Raw genomic sequence first — 14,172 nt, forward strand, 5'->3', positions numbered from 1 at the left:
TCGCGGTGGATCGCACTCAGTTAATCAGCAACGCCCGCCACAACCTGGCCGGTCTCGGCCGGGGCAACCTGGGGGTGCCGCTGCTGCTGCTGGTGATGTTGGCAATGATGATGTTGCCGATACCGCCGTTCCTGCTCGACGTGTTCTTCACCTTCAACATCGCCCTGTCGATCGTGGTCCTGCTGGTTTGCGTGTACGCCCTGCGCCCGCTGGATTTCGCCGCGTTCCCCACCATCCTGCTGGTCGCCACGCTGTTGCGCCTGGCCCTGAACGTCGCTTCCACGCGCGTGGTCATGCTCCACGGCCAGGAAGGCCATGGCGCCGCGGGCAAGGTGATCCAGGCCTTCGGTGAAGTGGTCATCGGCGGCAACTATGTCGTGGGTGCAGTGGTGTTCGCCATCCTCATGATCATCAACTTCGTGGTGGTGACCAAGGGCGCCGGGCGTATCTCCGAAGTGAGCGCGCGTTTCACCCTCGACGCCATGCCCGGCAAGCAGATGGCCATCGACGCCGACCTCAACGCCGGCCTGATCGACCAGGCCCAGGCCAAGTCGCGCCGCGCCGAGGTGGCCCAGGAGGCCGAGTTCTATGGCTCGATGGACGGTGCCAGCAAGTTCGTCCGTGGTGACGCCATCGCCGGCCTGCTGATCCTGTTCATCAACCTGATCGGCGGCATGCTCATCGGCATGCTGCAACACGGCATGAGCTTCGGCGACGCCGGCAAGGTCTATGCCCTGTTGACCATCGGTGACGGTTTGGTGGCGCAATTGCCATCACTGCTGCTGTCCACCGCCGCCGCGATCATGGTCACCCGTGCCTCGGGCTCCGAAGACATGGGCAAGCTGATCAACCGGCAGATGTTCGATTCGCCCCGGGCCCTGGCTGTTTCCGGCGCGCTGATGATCGTCATGGGCCTGGTACCGGGGATGCCGCACATCGCCTTCCTCAGCCTTGGCCTGCTGGCTGGTGGCGGCGCATACCTTGTGTGGAAGAAGCAGCAGAAGGCCAAGCTGGCGGCGCAGCAGGAGGTGCAGCGCCAGCAAGACCTGCTGCCCTCGCCGCAACGTGCCCTGGAAACCAAAGAGTTGGGCTGGGACGACGTGACGCCCATCGACATGATCGGCCTGGAGGTCGGCTACCGGTTGATTCCGCTGGTCGACCGCAACCAGGGCGGCCAGTTGCTGGCGCGGATCAAGGGCGTGCGCAAGAAGCTGTCCCAGGACCTGGGATTCCTCATGCCCACCGTGCATATCCGTGACAACCTCGACCTGCAGCCGAGCGCCTACCGCCTGACACTGATGGGGGTGATCCTGGCCGAAGCCGAGATCTACCCGGACCGGGAACTTGCGATCAATCCGGGCCAGGTGTTCGGCACCCTCAATGGCATCGCTGCGCGCGACCCTGCGTTCGGCCTGGAGGCGGTGTGGATCGATGTCGGCCAGCGTGCCCAGGCGCAGTCGCTGGGCTATACCGTGGTCGATGCCAGCACCGTGGTTGCCACCCACCTCAACCAGATCCTGCAGAAGCACTGTCACGAGCTGATCGGTCACGAGGAAGTCCAGCAATTGCTGCAGGTATTGTCCAAAGCTTCGCCTAAACTTGCCGAGGAGTTGGTGCCGGGCGTCATTTCCTTGTCGGGGCTGCTCAAGGTCCTGCAAGCGTTGCTCGCCGAGCAAGTACCGGTGCGTGATATTCGCAGCATTGCCGAGGCCATCGCGAACAATGCCGGCAAGAGTCAAGATACCGCCGCGCTGGTGGCGGCAGTGCGCGTCGGATTGTGTCGCGCTATCGTGCAAAGCATTGTCGGCGTTGAGTCCGAGCTGCCTGTCATCACCCTTGAGCCAAGGTTGGAACAGATTTTGCTCAATAGTCTGCAAAGGGCCGGGCAAGGTCAGGAAGACGGTGTTCTTCTGGAACCGAGCATGGCCGAAAAGCTGCAGCGTTCGTTGATCGAAGCGGCCCAGCGCCAGGAGGTGCAAGGGCAGCCGGCCATCCTTCTGGTCGCCGGCCCGATCCGCGCCATGCTGTCGCGCTTCGGTCGCCTGGCTGTACCGAATTTGCATGTTCTGGCGTATCAGGAAATACCTGACAACAAGCAAGTCACCATCGTTGCCACCGTGGGCCCCAATGGCTGAGGTAGTGGGTTATGCAAGTTAAGCGTTTTTTCGCCGCCGATATGCGTCAGGCCATGAAGCTGGTCCGTGATGAGCTGGGCGCCGATGCCGCCATCATCGGTAACCGCCGCATCGCCGGCGGTGTCGAACTGACGGCGGCGCTGGACTACAAGCTGTCCGCGCTGGCCCCGCGTGTGCCCAACGTCGAGCTCGAAGAAGAGCTGCGCAAGACTCAGACGCGCATCGCTACCGCCCAGGCCGAGCTGGACAACCGCGAAGATGCCAGCGAAGGCAACCGCCAATTGTTCGCCGGCCAGTCGCTGACTGCCTCGGAGCCTCTGATCGAGCCGCACGTGGAGGCGCCAGCCGCTGCTGCCGCGCCTGCGCCGGCAGCGGTCGACCAACGCCTGTTCGATGCCATGCGCTCGGAGCTCACGGGCCTGCGCGAGCTGCTCGAAGTGCAGCTCGGTTCGCTGGCCTGGAACCAGCTGCAGGGCAGCAAGCCGGCGCAAGCCAACGTGTGGCGTCGTCTGCAGCGCATCGGCTTGTCCGGACCGATCGCCCGCGAACTGCTCGAGCTCACCGGCGAGATCGAAGAGCCGCGTCATGCCTGGCGCATGCTGCTGGCACACCTGGCGCGGATGATCGAAGTACCCGAGGTCGAGCCAATCGAGGAGGGCGGGGTGATCGCCATGGTGGGCCCGGCCGGCATGGGCAAGACCACCACCCTGGCCAAGCTGGCGGCGCGCTACGTGCTCAAGTACGGCCCGCAGAGCCTGGCCCTGGTGAGCATGGACAGCTTCCGTATCGGCGCCCAGGAGCAGCTCAAGACCCTGGGCCGCATTCTCAATGTACCGGTGACCTACGTCGACCCGGGCCAGTCGCTGGCCCAGGCGCTGGAGCCGCTGCTGCGCAAGCGCGTGGTGCTGATCGATACCGCCGGCCTGCAGGCCAGCGACCCGGCCCTGCGCATGCAACTGGAAACCCTGGCCGGGCGCGGCATCGCCTCGAAGAACTACCTGGTGCTGGCCACCACCAGCCAGAAGCAGGTGCTGACGGCCGCCTACCACAGCTACAAGCGCTGCGGCCTGGCCGGTTGCATCCTGACCAAACTCGATGAAACGGCGAGCCTCGGCGATGTGCTGAGCCTGGCCATCAGTCATGAACTGCCCGTGGCCTACCTGACGGACGGCCCGCGCATTCCTGACGACCTGCATTTGCCGCGCCCGCACCAGCTGGTGACCCGCGCCGTCAATGTGCAGATGCAGGACGAGCCCAGCGAAGAGGCCATGGCCGACATGTTCGCTGATCTCTATCACAACCCACGACGAGCGGGTTGATGATGATGAAGCGTGTGCAAAATACCTACACCAAAGGGGCTGCTGTAATGCCCCTCGTGTGGCTTGGGTCCAAGCGAGACAAGGTAAACAACAAACATGGGTAGCATGCATCCCGTACAGGTGATCGCCGTGACCGGTGGTAAAGGTGGCGTCGGCAAAACTAACGTTTCAGTGAACCTGTCCCTGGCGCTGGCCGAACTCGGTCGCCGGGTCATGTTGCTGGACGCCGACCTGGGCCTGGCCAATGTCGACGTGTTGCTGGGCCTGACCCCGAAACGCACTTTGGCCGACGTGATCGAAGGCCGCTGCGAGCTGCGCGACGTGCTGCTGCAGGGGCCGGGCGGTGTGCGTATCGTGCCGGCGGCCTCGGGCACCCAGAGCATGGTGCACCTGGCGCCAGCCCAGCATGCCGGGCTGATCCAGGCGTTCAGCGAGATTGGCGACAACCTCGACGTGCTGGTGATCGACACCGCCGCCGGTATTGGTGAGTCGGTAGTCAGTTTCGTTCGCGCCGCCCAGGAAGTGTTGCTGGTGGTCTGCGACGAACCGACCTCCATCACCGACGCCTACGCGCTGATCAAACTGCTCAACCGCGACTACGGGATGAACCGTTTCCGCGTGCTGGCCAACATGGCGCAGAGCCCGCAGGAAGGGCGCAACCTGTTCGCCAAGCTGACCAAGGTCACCGACCGTTTCCTCGACGTCGCCCTGCAATACGTGGGCGCCGTGCCTTACGACGAGTGCGTGCGCAAGGCGGTGCAGAAGCAGCGGGCCGTGTATGAAGCCTTCCCGCGCTCCAAGTGTGCGCTGGCCTTCAAGGCTATCGCCCAGAAGGTCGACAGCTGGCCGCTGCCGGCCAACCCGCGCGGTCACCTGGAGTTCTTCGTCGAGCGCCTGGTGCAACCCACCAGTGCAGGGCCGGTGCTATGAACGCGAGCGGTTTCAAGATGTACAGCAAGGCGTCCAAGGACGCCCAGTACGAATTGATCGAACGCTACGCCCCGTTGGTCAAGCGCATTGCCTATCACCTGCTGGCGCGCCTGCCTGCCAATGTGCAGGTCGAAGATCTGATCCAGGCCGGCATGATCGGCCTGCTGGAAGTCGCCAACAAGTACGACGCCAGCAAGGGCGCCAGCTTCGAAACCTACGCCGGTATCCGCATCCGCGGCGCCATGCTCGACGAGGTGCGCAAGGGCGATTGGGCGCCGCGTTCGGTGCACCGCAACACCCGCATGGTCAGCGACGCGATGCGCGCCGTTGAAGCCAGAACCGGCCGCGACGCTAAAGATCATGAAGTTGCTGCCGAACTCCAATTGAGTCTCGATGATTACTACGGGATCTTGAACGATACCCTGGGCAGCCGCCTGTTCAGTTTCGACGACCTGTTGCAGGACGGCGAGCACGAAGGGCTGCACGAGGACGGCGCCAGTGGTCAGGTCGAGCCATCGCGCGACCTGGAAGACGAGCGCTTCCAGGTCGCCCTGACCGATGCCATCGCCAACTTGCCGGAGCGTGAGCGGCTGGTGCTGGCGCTGTACTACGACGAAGAGCTGAACCTCAAGGAAATCGGTGAGGTGCTGGGGGTCAGCGAATCGCGTGTCAGCCAGCTGCACAGCCAGTGTGCCGCGCGCCTGCGCAGCCGCCTGGGAGAATGGCGGGCTCGCTGAGCCTGGGGTCGTTGCAGTCGTTTTCCACGTGCGTTTTCCATGTTGCACCGAATTGATTGAATGCGCGCTCGGGGCCGAGCGCGTTTGAGACTGCTTGGAGGTCTAATTGAACAAAGACATGAAAATCCTCATCGTTGACGATTTTTCGACGATGCGGCGGATCATCAAGAATCTGTTGCGTGACCTTGGCTTCACCAACACCGACGAGGCCGACGACGGCACCACGGCGCTGCCGATGCTCGAGAACGGCCATTACGACTTCCTGGTGACCGACTGGAACATGCCTGGCATGTCCGGCATCGACCTGCTGCGCAAGGTGCGCGCCCACGAGCGCCTGAAGGGTATGCCGGTGCTGATGGTGACCGCCGAAGCCAAGCGCGACCAGATCATCGAAGCGGCCCAGGCCGGCGTCAATGGATACGTGGTCAAGCCGTTCACCGCCCAGGTGCTCAAAGAAAAGATCGAGAAGATCTTCGAACGCGTCAACGGCTGAGTCACGTCAGGGGGCGCCATGGAATCAACACAAACATCTTTGGGGGAGTTCGAATCGACCCTGAAGAAGCATGCCCAGGAGTTGGTCGAAAGCCTGGAGCGGGGGCGTTTCGGCGAGGCGGTGCAGCTGATTCATCAGCTCAACCAGACCCGCGACCGTGGCCTGTATCAGGAGGTCGGCAAGCTTACCCGTGAGCTGCACAGCGCGATCGTCAGCTTCCAGATCGACCCGAGCATGCCGCAGGCCGAGGAGGTCTCGCAGATCACCGACGCCACCGAGCGCCTGTCCTACGTGGTCAAACTCACCGAAGGTGCCGCCAACCGCACCATGGACCTGGTGGAACAGAGCACGCCCGTGCTCAATGACCTGGCGGCTGAGGCGCAGGGCCTGAGCGTGGATTGGCAGCGATTCATGCGTCGCGAAGTCGCCGCGCCGGAATTCCGCGAGCTGGTCAAGCGCGTCGACAGTTTCCTGACGCACAGCGCCGAGGGCAACCGCAAGGTCTCCGGCTACCTCAACGACATTCTGCTGGCCCAGGACTACCAAGACCTGACCGGCCAGGTGATCAAGCGCGTGACCGCGCTGGTGACCGAAGTCGAAAGCAATCTGCTCAAGCTCGTGCTGATGGCCAGTCAAGTCGACCGTTTTGCCGGCATCGAACATGACCACCAGCAGCTGCGCGCTGAAAAAGATCAAGAAAAACATCCGACTCGGGGTGAAGGTCCGCAGATTCATGCCGATAAGCGTGAAGACGTCGTGTCCGGTCAGGACGATGTCGATGATCTGCTGTCCAGCCTGGGTTTTTAAGGAGCACGTTTGATGAGCTTCGGCGCCGATGAAGAAATCCTCCAGGATTTCCTGGTAGAAGCCGGCGAAATTCTTGAGCAACTGTCCGAGCAACTGGTCGAGCTGGAAAGCCGGCCCGACGATGCCGACCTGCTCAATGCGATCTTTCGCGGTTTCCACACTGTAAAAGGGGGCGCCGGCTTCCTTCAGCTCAATGAGCTGGTGGAGTGCTGCCATATCGCCGAGAACGTGTTCGACATCTTGCGCAAAGGTGAGCGCCGGGTCGACGCGGAACTGATGGATGTGGTGCTCGAGGCCCTGGATACGGTCAACAGCATGTTCGGCCAGGTGCGCGAGCGCAGTGACGTGACCCCGGCCACGCCAGCGTTGCTGGCGGCCCTGTCGCGGCTGGCCGAGCCGGCCGGCGCCGAAGCGCCAGCGGCGGTGGCCGCGCCGGTGGTCGAGGCGCCCGTTGCCGAGGTGGACATCACCGACAGTGAGTTCGAGCAGCTGCTCGACTCGCTCGACGCGGTCAAGGCCGAGGCCGAGGCTGCCGCCGAGCAGTTGCAAGGCGAGGCCCTCAGTGGCTCGGGCGACGAAATCACCGACGCCGAGTTCGAATCGCTGCTCGACCAGTTGCACGGCAAGGGCCAGTTCTCGCCCGAAGTCGCCGCTGCCGAGCCGCAGGTTGCCACCGCCAGTGCGCCGGTGAGCGACGAGATCACCGACGAGGAATTCGAGTCGCTGCTCGATCAGCTGCACGGCAAGGGCACCTTCCAGGCCGATGCGCTGCCTGGCGTCGCGCCGGTGGCCAGCGAAACCCCGGCCAGCAGCGACGAGATCAGCGACCACGAGTTCGAAGCGCTGCTCGACCAGTTGCATGGCAAGGGCAAGTTCTCCGGTGACAGTGTTGCGGCCGAGGCGCCTGCCGCGCTTGCCGCACCGGTCGCTGCCAAGGCCGAAAGCCAGCCCGTGGCCAAGCCGGTTCCGGCGCCTGCTGCCCCTGCGGCCGCTGCCAAACCGGCCGCAGCGCCCCGTCCGGCTGCGCCTGCTGCCGAAAAGCACGCGGTCAGCGAAGCGGAAACCACAGTACGCGTCGATACCGCGCGCCTGGACGAGATCATGAACATGGTCGGCGAGCTGGTGCTGGTGCGTAACCGCCTGGTACGCCTGGGCCTGAACAGCGGCGATGAAGCCATGTCCAAGGCGGTGTCCAACCTCGACGTGGTCACCGCCGACCTGCAGACCGCGGTGATGAAGACCCGCATGCAGCCAATCAAGAAAGTCTTCGGCCGCTTCCCGCGCCTGGTCCGCGACCTGGCCCGCCAGCTCAAGAAAGAGATCAACCTGGAGCTGGTCGGCGAAGAGACCGACCTCGACAAGAACCTGGTCGAGGCCTTGGCCGACCCGTTGGTGCACCTGGTGCGCAACGCCGTCGACCACGGCGTGGAAATGCCCGATGAGCGCGAAGCCGCCGGCAAGGCCCGCACCGGCCGCGTGGTGCTGTCGGCCGAGCAGGAAGGCGACCACATCCTGCTGTCGATCTCCGATGACGGCAAGGGCATGGACCCCAACATCCTGCGTGCCAAGGCGGTGGAAAAAGGCCTGATGGACAAGGACGCCGCCGAGCGCCTGAGCGAGTCGGACTGCTACAACCTGATCTTCGCCCCGGGCTTCTCGACCAAGACCGAAATCTCCGACGTGTCCGGCCGTGGCGTCGGCATGGACGTGGTCAAGACCAAGATTGCTCAGCTCAACGGTTCGATCAACATCTTCTCGGCCAAAGGCCAGGGTTCGAAGATCGTCATCAAGGTGCCGCTGACCCTGGCGATCATGCCGACCCTGATGGTGATGCTGGGCAACCAGGCGTTTGCCTTCCCGCTGGTCAACGTCAACGAGATCTTCCACCTCGACCTGTCGCGCACCAACGTGGTCGATGGCCAGGAAGTGGTGATCGTGCGCGACAAGGCGCTGCCGCTGTTCTACCTCAAGCGCTGGCTGGTCCAGGGCCAGGTGCACGAAGAGCAGCGCGAGGGGCATGTGGTGATCCTGTCGGTGGGCACCCAGCGCATCGGCTTCGTGGTCGACCAGCTGGTGGGCCAGGAAGAGGTGGTGATCAAGCCGCTGGGCAAGATGCTGCAGGGCACCCCGGGCATGTCCGGCGCCACCATCACCGGCGACGGTCGCATCGCGCTGATCCTCGACGTGCCGAGCATGCTCAAGCGTTACGCGGCACGGCGTATTTGATTTTCGGTGGCGCACCCTGGCGGGCTGCGCTGCCTAATGGAGTGTTTATGGCAGTCAAGGTCCTGGTGGTGGATGATTCCGGTTTCTTCCGCCGCCGCGTCTCGGAAATCCTCTCGGCGGATCCGACGATCCAGGTCGTGGGCACCGCGACCAACGGCAGGGAAGCGATCGACCAGGCACTGGCGCTCAAGCCCGATGTCATCACCATGGACTACGAAATGCCCATGATGGATGGCATCACCGCGGTGCGGCACATCATGCAGCGCTGCCCGACGCCCGTACTGATGTTCTCTTCCCTGACCCACGAAGGGGCCCGGGTCACCCTCGACGCGCTGGATGCCGGTGCGGTGGATTACCTGCCGAAGAACTTCGAGGACATCTCGCGCAACCCGGACAAGGTCAAGCAGCTGCTGTGCGAGAAGGTGCACACCCTTTCGCGCAGCAACCGCCGCTTTGGCAGCTATGCAAGCCCCGCACCGGTCGCCCCGCCAGCACCTGCCGCCCCTGCACCGGCCAGCAGCCTGGCCAGCCCGGCACCTGTGCGCGCGCCGTTGCCTGCGCGTGCGGCGACAGCGGCGCCGACGCACGCGCCAGCCCCCAAGCGCAAGCCCTACAAACTGGTGGCCATCGGCACCTCCACGGGCGGCCCGGTGGCCCTGCAGCGGGTGCTGACCCAGCTGCCGGCCAACTTCCCGGCACCGATCGTGCTGATCCAGCACATGCCGGCGGCCTTCACCAAGGCCTTCGCCGAGCGCCTCGACAAGCTGTGCAGGATCAACGTCAAGGAAGCCGAGGACGGCGATGTGCTGCGCCCAGGCCTGGCGCTGCTGGCCCCCGGTGGCAAGCAGATGATGATCGACGGCCGCGGCTCGGTGAAGATCCTGCCCGGTGACGAGCGCCTCAACTACAAGCCCTGTGTGGACATCACCTTCGGTTCGGCGGCCAAGTCGTATGGCGACAAGGTGCTCTCGGTGGTGCTCACCGGCATGGGCGCCGATGGCCGTGAAGGCGCGCGCCTGCTCAAGCAGGGCGGCAGCACCGTGTGGGCCCAGGATGAAGCCAGCTGCGTGATCTATGGCATGCCCATGGCCATCGTCAAGGCCAACCTGGCCGATGCGGTGTACAGCCTGGACGAAATCGGCAAGCACCTGGTAGAGGCCTGTGTCTGATGGATGTCCTTAGCCTGATTGGCCTGATCCTGGCCTTCGTCGCCATCGTCGGCGGCAATTTCCTCGAAGGTGGCCACGTCGGTGCACTGCTCAATGGCCCGGCGGCACTGATCGTGCTCGGCGGCACCCTGGCGGCAGCCTTGCTGCAGGCGCCGCTGTCGTCGTTCAAGCGCGCCCTGCAGATTCTGCGCTGGATCATCTTCCCGCCTCGGGTAGACCTGGCCGGTGGTATCGACCGGGTGGTGAACTGGAGCTTGACGGCGCGCAAGGAAGGCCTTCTGGGCCTTGAAGGCGTGGCCGATGCCGAGCCTGACCCGTATGCGCGCAAGGGCCTGCAACTGCTGGTCGATGGCGCCGAGCCCGAGTCGATCCGCAGCATCCTCGAAGTCGACTTCCTGACCCAGGAAGGCCGCGATATCCAGGCCGCCAAGGTGTTCGAGAGCATGGGCGGCTATGCGCCGACCATCGGCATCATCGGCGCGGTGATGGGCCTGATCCATGTGATGGGCAACCTGGCCGACCCGTCGCAGCTGGGCAACGGCATCGCCGTGGCCTTCGTCGCCACCATCTACGGCGTGGCAAGTGCCAACCTGATCCTGCTGCCGATCGCCAACAAGCTCAAGGCCATCGTGCTGCGCCAGTCGCGCTACCGAGAAATGCTCCTCGAAGGCCTGCTGTCGATTGCCGAAGGCGAGAACCCGCGCTCGATCGAGCTGAAGCTGCAAGGCTTCATGGAGTAACCCATGCGTCGCCGTCGTCACACCGAGGAACACGAGAATCATGAGCGCTGGCTGGTGTCGTATGCCGACTTCATCACCTTGCTGTTCGCCTTCTTCGTGGTCATGTACTCGATTTCCTCGATCAACGAGGGCAAGTACAAGGTCATCTCGCAAGCGCTGCTGGGGGTGTTCAACGACCCCGAGCGGAGCATGAAGCCGATCCCCATCGGCGATGAGCAGCCGCTCAGCGTCAAACCGGCCGACCCGCTGATCAAGGACAGCGAGCAGACCGACGCGGGCCTTTCGCAAACCAGCGTCGACCCGCTCAAGTCCATCAGCGACGACGTGCGCGACGCTTTTGGCGACTTGATCAAGTCCGACCAGATGACCGTGCGTGGCAACGAGCTGTGGGTCGAGATCGAACTCAACTCATCGTTGCTGTTCGGCAGCGGCGACGCCATGCCCAGCGACAAGGCGTTCGCCATCATCGAGAAGGTGGCGAACATCCTCAAGCCGTTCGCCAACCCGGTGCACGTCGAAGGCTTCACCGACAACCTGCCGATTCGCACGGCGCAGTACCCGACCAACTGGGAGCTGTCGTCGGCGCGTGCGGCGAGCATCGTCCGCCTGCTGGCCATGAACGGAGTGAGCCCGGCGCGCATGGCCTCGGTGGGCTATGGCGAGTATCAGCCGGTGGCCGGCAACGACACCGCCGAAGGCCGCGCCCGTAACCGTCGTGTGGTGCTGGTGATTTCACGCAACCTTGAAGTGCGCCGCAGCCTGACCGCAACCGGCAGTGCCAACGCCAGCCCGGACGCCGCCCTGCGACGTGCTGGCACACAAAGTGCACCGGCAACGCCAGCAACGACGACGGCGCCGTGAGCCGTCAATTCTCCGTCACCGAACACCCTGTGGGAGCCGGCTTGCCGGCGATGCAGGCAGCGCGGTGTGTGGCACCGCCAGTGCCGGTGATCGCCGGCAAGCCGGCGCCCACAGGGTTTCGGCGACATCAATGAGTCAAGAGTTGTCCTTATGAGAGTCTGGGCAGTAGCCAATCAAAAAGGCGGGGTCGGCAAGACCACCACCACCATCGCCCTGGCCGGTTTGCTGGCCGAGGCGGGCAAGCGCGTGGTCGTCGTCGACCTCGACCCGCATGGCTCGATGACCAGCTACTTCGGGCACAACCCCGATACCCTGGAGCACAGCTGCTATGACCTGTTCCTGCACAAGGGGCAGGTGCCGCAGGGCTTGCCCGGGCAGCTGTTGCTGCCCACCAGCGACGAACGTATCTCGCTGCTGCCGTCGAGCACCGCACTGGCGGTGCTGGAGCGCCAGTCGCCGGGGCAGAGTGGCCTGGGCCTGGTGATCGCCAAGAGTCTGGCGCAGCTGTGGCAGGATTTCGACTTCGCCTTGATCGACAGCCCGCCGCTGCTCGGCGTGCTGATGGTCAATGCCCTGGCGGCCAGCCAGCAGTTGGTGATCCCTGTTCAGACCGAGTTCCTGGCGGTCAAGGGCCTGGAACGCATGATCGGCACCCTGGCCATGATCAACCGCTCGCGCAAGCAGGCCTTGCCTTATCAAATCGTGCCGACCTTGTTCGATCGCCGTACCCAGGCCTCCCTGGGCACGCTCAAGGTGCTGCGCGATGCCTATGAGCAGCAGGTTTGGCAGGGCTATATCCCGGTCGATACGCGCCTGCGCGATGCCAGCCGCAACGGCCTCACGCCGTCGCAGTTCGATGGCAAGAGCCGTGGCGTGATTGCCTACCGGGCGCTGCTCAAGCACCTGCTTACCTACAAGAGCGCAGTGCAGGTGGTGTCATGACCTTGAAGAGCGGCACCCGGCCACAGATGGCCTTGCAGTCTTACCTGGACGGCCTGCTGCAGGAGGCCACCGAAGCCGACGATGTGCTTGAGCTGCCGCCGGGCGACGAATTCGCCGCCGCCGTGCGCGAGGAGCAGGCCCGTGACGCCCAGCCGTCGGCACCTGTGGCGAGCATTGCGCCCAAGCCTTTCGCCGAGCCACAGGTGAGGGTATTGCCGACTGTACTGCCGATCGAAGAGCCGGTGGTGGCCGTGGTCGAGGCCCAGGTGGTGGCCGAAGCCAGCATCCCGGTACTGACCGAGGTGCAAGTGCCAGAGCCGGTCGCACCCCTGGTCGAAGTCCACCTGCCGGCGGCGGACGTACCCTCGCCGCCCGCCACGGTGGAGGGTCGCCCGGCCTGGGCCAGCGAGCCCTTCGAGTGCCTGCTGTTCGACGTCGCCGGGTTGACCCTGGCGGTGCCGCTGGTGTGCCTGGGCTCGATCTACAGCCTGGAGGGGCAGGAACTGACGCCGTTGTTCGGCCAGCCGGACTGGTTTCTCGGCATCCTGACCTGCCAGGCGGGCAACCTCAAGGTACTGGACACCGCGCGCTGGGTCATGCCCGACCGCTACCGCGACGACTTCCGCCAGGGCCTGAACTACGTGATTTCGGTGCAGGGCTACGAATGGGGGCTGGCCGTGCACCAGGTCAGCCGCTCGCTGCGTCTGGACCCGTCGGAGATCAAATGGCGCAGCCAGCGTGGCCAGCGCCCGTGGCTGGCCGGCACGGTCATCGAACACATGTGTGCACTGCTGGACGTTGCCGAACTGGCCGAGCTGATCGCCAGCGGCGCGGTCAAGCAGATGCGCAAACACCAATAACTGCGAACACACCGCCAATGGCGGCATTTGAGGGCTAGGGGAATGAAAAAGTCGTCTGCACAAGGTTCCGAAGATCCGATCCTGCAATGGGTAACCTTCCGTCTGGACAACGAGTCCTACGGCATCAACGTCATGCAGGTGCAGGAAGTACTGCGCTACACCGAGATCGCCCCGGTGCCGGGCGCGCCAAGCTACGTGCTGGGCATCATCAACCTGCGCGGCAATGTGGTGACGGTGATCGACACCCGCCAGCGCTTTGGCCTGATGCCTTCGGATGTGACCGACAACACCCGTATCGTCATCATCGAGGCGGACAAGCAGGTGGTTGGCATCCTGGTCGACAGCGTGGCCGAGGTGGTCTACCTGCGCCAGTCTGAGATCGAAACCGCACCGAACGTCGGCAACGATGAGTCGGCCAAGTTCATCCAGGGCGTGTGCAACAAGAACGGCGAGCTGCTGATCCTGGTCGAGCTGGACAAGATGATGACCGAGGAAGAGTGGTCCGAGCTGGAGAACATCTGAGTTGATTTTCGAGGTTGCTGTCATCTTACTGGCGCTGCTGTGGGCGCTGAGCCTGTGGTTCTTCCTCAACTACAGCAAGCGCCAACGAGAATTGGCTGCCCAGCAGGCGATCGGTGATGCGCTGCGTGACCAGCGCATCAAGGACCTGGCAAAAAGCCTGGAGGATTACCAGAACGGCGCGGTGCGCATGGGCGAGGCCATCCATGAGCTGCGCACGACGCTGGCGACCCTGCCTGACCGCCTGGAACGGCTGGAGCAGCGCGATCCGAGCAATGTCACCTTCACCCAGGCCGCCCGGCTGGTGGGCATGGGTGCAAGCGTGGCGGAGCTGAGCGAAACCTGTGGGCTGACCCGAGCCGAGGCGGAGCTGATGAGCAAGTTGCACCGCAGCGAGTGACAGCAGTCCGGGCCGCTTGGCGGCCCGGGCTGTG

General features: G+C 64.2%; 14 protein-coding genes. All 14 read left to right on the forward strand.

The features are described from left to right. Nucleotides 1-5 precede the first annotated feature (5 nt). Complete coding sequence (flhA, locus tag ACIPZB_RS17435; protein WP_400641811.1) at nucleotides 6-2,135, forward strand: flagellar biosynthesis protein FlhA; 2,130 nt, start codon at nucleotides 6-8, stop codon at nucleotides 2,133-2,135. An 11-nt stretch (nucleotides 2,136-2,146) separates the two neighbouring features. Further along, nucleotides 2,147-3,454, forward strand: coding sequence for a flagellar biosynthesis protein FlhF (gene flhF / locus ACIPZB_RS17440; protein ID WP_400641812.1), 1,308 nt, complete (start codon nucleotides 2,147-2,149; stop codon nucleotides 3,452-3,454). A gap of 96 nt (nucleotides 3,455-3,550) precedes the next feature. Continuing rightward, nucleotides 3,551-4,384 (forward strand): flagellar synthesis regulator FleN, encoded by an 834-nt coding sequence (fleN, locus tag ACIPZB_RS17445; protein ID WP_008093270.1) that lies wholly within the window; start codon nucleotides 3,551-3,553, stop codon nucleotides 4,382-4,384. After that, nucleotides 4,381-5,121 carry an RNA polymerase sigma factor FliA gene (fliA, locus tag ACIPZB_RS17450; RefSeq protein WP_008093268.1) on the forward strand — a complete coding sequence of 247 codons (741 nt, stop codon included), beginning with the start codon at nucleotides 4,381-4,383 and terminating at the stop codon, nucleotides 5,119-5,121. The genes fleN and fliA overlap by 4 nt, the downstream gene beginning before the upstream one ends. A gap of 118 nt (nucleotides 5,122-5,239) precedes the next feature. Then, nucleotides 5,240-5,614, forward strand: a complete 375-nt coding sequence (locus ACIPZB_RS17455) for a chemotaxis response regulator CheY (protein ID WP_085988521.1) — start codon at nucleotides 5,240-5,242, stop codon at nucleotides 5,612-5,614. An 18-nt stretch (nucleotides 5,615-5,632) separates the two neighbouring features. Beyond that, complete coding sequence (locus tag ACIPZB_RS17460) at nucleotides 5,633-6,421, forward strand: protein phosphatase CheZ (protein WP_008093264.1); 789 nt, start codon at nucleotides 5,633-5,635, stop codon at nucleotides 6,419-6,421. 12 nt (nucleotides 6,422-6,433) lie between these two features. Next, complete coding sequence (locus ACIPZB_RS17465; protein ID WP_400641813.1) at nucleotides 6,434-8,647, forward strand: chemotaxis protein CheA; 2,214 nt, start codon at nucleotides 6,434-6,436, stop codon at nucleotides 8,645-8,647. Nucleotides 8,648-8,694: 47 nt separating this feature from the next. Further along, the gene (locus ACIPZB_RS17470; RefSeq protein ID WP_400641814.1) at nucleotides 8,695-9,816 is read left to right on the forward strand and encodes a chemotaxis response regulator protein-glutamate methylesterase; all 1,122 of its coding nucleotides are present in this window, start codon (nucleotides 8,695-8,697) and stop codon (nucleotides 9,814-9,816) included. Continuing rightward, nucleotides 9,816-10,556, forward strand: a complete 741-nt coding sequence (locus ACIPZB_RS17475; protein WP_008096251.1) for a flagellar motor protein — start codon at nucleotides 9,816-9,818, stop codon at nucleotides 10,554-10,556. The genes ACIPZB_RS17470 and ACIPZB_RS17475 overlap by 1 nt, the downstream gene beginning before the upstream one ends. Nucleotides 10,557-10,559: 3 nt before the next feature. Then, complete coding sequence (motD, locus tag ACIPZB_RS17480; protein ID WP_400641815.1) at nucleotides 10,560-11,417, forward strand: flagellar motor protein MotD; 858 nt, start codon at nucleotides 10,560-10,562, stop codon at nucleotides 11,415-11,417. 150 nt (nucleotides 11,418-11,567) lie between these two features. Further along, on the forward strand, nucleotides 11,568-12,359 hold the full coding sequence (locus ACIPZB_RS17485) for a ParA family protein (RefSeq protein WP_008096256.1): 792 nt from the start codon (nucleotides 11,568-11,570) through the stop codon (nucleotides 12,357-12,359). Beyond that, on the forward strand, nucleotides 12,356-13,219 hold the full coding sequence (locus tag ACIPZB_RS17490; RefSeq protein WP_400641816.1) for a chemotaxis protein CheW: 864 nt from the start codon (nucleotides 12,356-12,358) through the stop codon (nucleotides 13,217-13,219). Before ACIPZB_RS17485 ends, ACIPZB_RS17490 begins: the two co-directional genes overlap by 4 nt. 42 nt (nucleotides 13,220-13,261) lie before the next feature. Continuing rightward, a complete protein-coding gene (locus ACIPZB_RS17495; protein WP_008096258.1) occupies nucleotides 13,262-13,741 on the forward strand; it encodes a chemotaxis protein CheW in 480 nt (159 codons plus the stop codon). A gap of 1 nt (nucleotide 13,742) precedes the next feature. Beyond that, nucleotides 13,743-14,138, forward strand: coding sequence for a DUF2802 domain-containing protein (locus tag ACIPZB_RS17500; protein ID WP_400641817.1), 396 nt, complete (start codon nucleotides 13,743-13,745; stop codon nucleotides 14,136-14,138). Nucleotides 14,139-14,172: the final 34 nt, after the last annotated feature.

This window comes from Pseudomonas sp. NPDC089396, assembly GCF_044749545.1.
In the GTDB taxonomy this organism is placed as follows: domain Bacteria; phylum Pseudomonadota; class Gammaproteobacteria; order Pseudomonadales; family Pseudomonadaceae; genus Aquipseudomonas.

Coding starts and splice junctions, on each gene's coding strand:
- flhF (WP_400641812.1), top strand. CDS start 2,147: ATGCAAGTTAAGCGTTTTTTCGCCGCCGATATGCGTCAGGCCATGAAG.
- fliA (WP_008093268.1), top strand. CDS start 4,381: ATGAACGCGAGCGGTTTCAAGATGTACAGCAAGGCGTCCAAGGACGCC.
- ACIPZB_RS17460 (WP_008093264.1), top strand. CDS start 5,633: ATGGAATCAACACAAACATCTTTGGGGGAGTTCGAATCGACCCTGAAG.
- ACIPZB_RS17475 (WP_008096251.1), top strand. CDS start 9,816: ATGGATGTCCTTAGCCTGATTGGCCTGATCCTGGCCTTCGTCGCCATC.
- ACIPZB_RS17470 (WP_400641814.1), top strand. CDS start 8,695: ATGGCAGTCAAGGTCCTGGTGGTGGATGATTCCGGTTTCTTCCGCCGC.
- ACIPZB_RS17495 (WP_008096258.1), top strand. CDS start 13,262: ATGAAAAAGTCGTCTGCACAAGGTTCCGAAGATCCGATCCTGCAATGG.
- ACIPZB_RS17485 (WP_008096256.1), top strand. CDS start 11,568: ATGAGAGTCTGGGCAGTAGCCAATCAAAAAGGCGGGGTCGGCAAGACC.
- ACIPZB_RS17490 (WP_400641816.1), top strand. CDS start 12,356: ATGACCTTGAAGAGCGGCACCCGGCCACAGATGGCCTTGCAGTCTTAC.
- motD (WP_400641815.1), top strand. CDS start 10,560: ATGCGTCGCCGTCGTCACACCGAGGAACACGAGAATCATGAGCGCTGG.
- ACIPZB_RS17455 (WP_085988521.1), top strand. CDS start 5,240: ATGAAAATCCTCATCGTTGACGATTTTTCGACGATGCGGCGGATCATC.
- ACIPZB_RS17465 (WP_400641813.1), top strand. CDS start 6,434: ATGAGCTTCGGCGCCGATGAAGAAATCCTCCAGGATTTCCTGGTAGAA.
- fleN (WP_008093270.1), top strand. CDS start 3,551: ATGGGTAGCATGCATCCCGTACAGGTGATCGCCGTGACCGGTGGTAAA.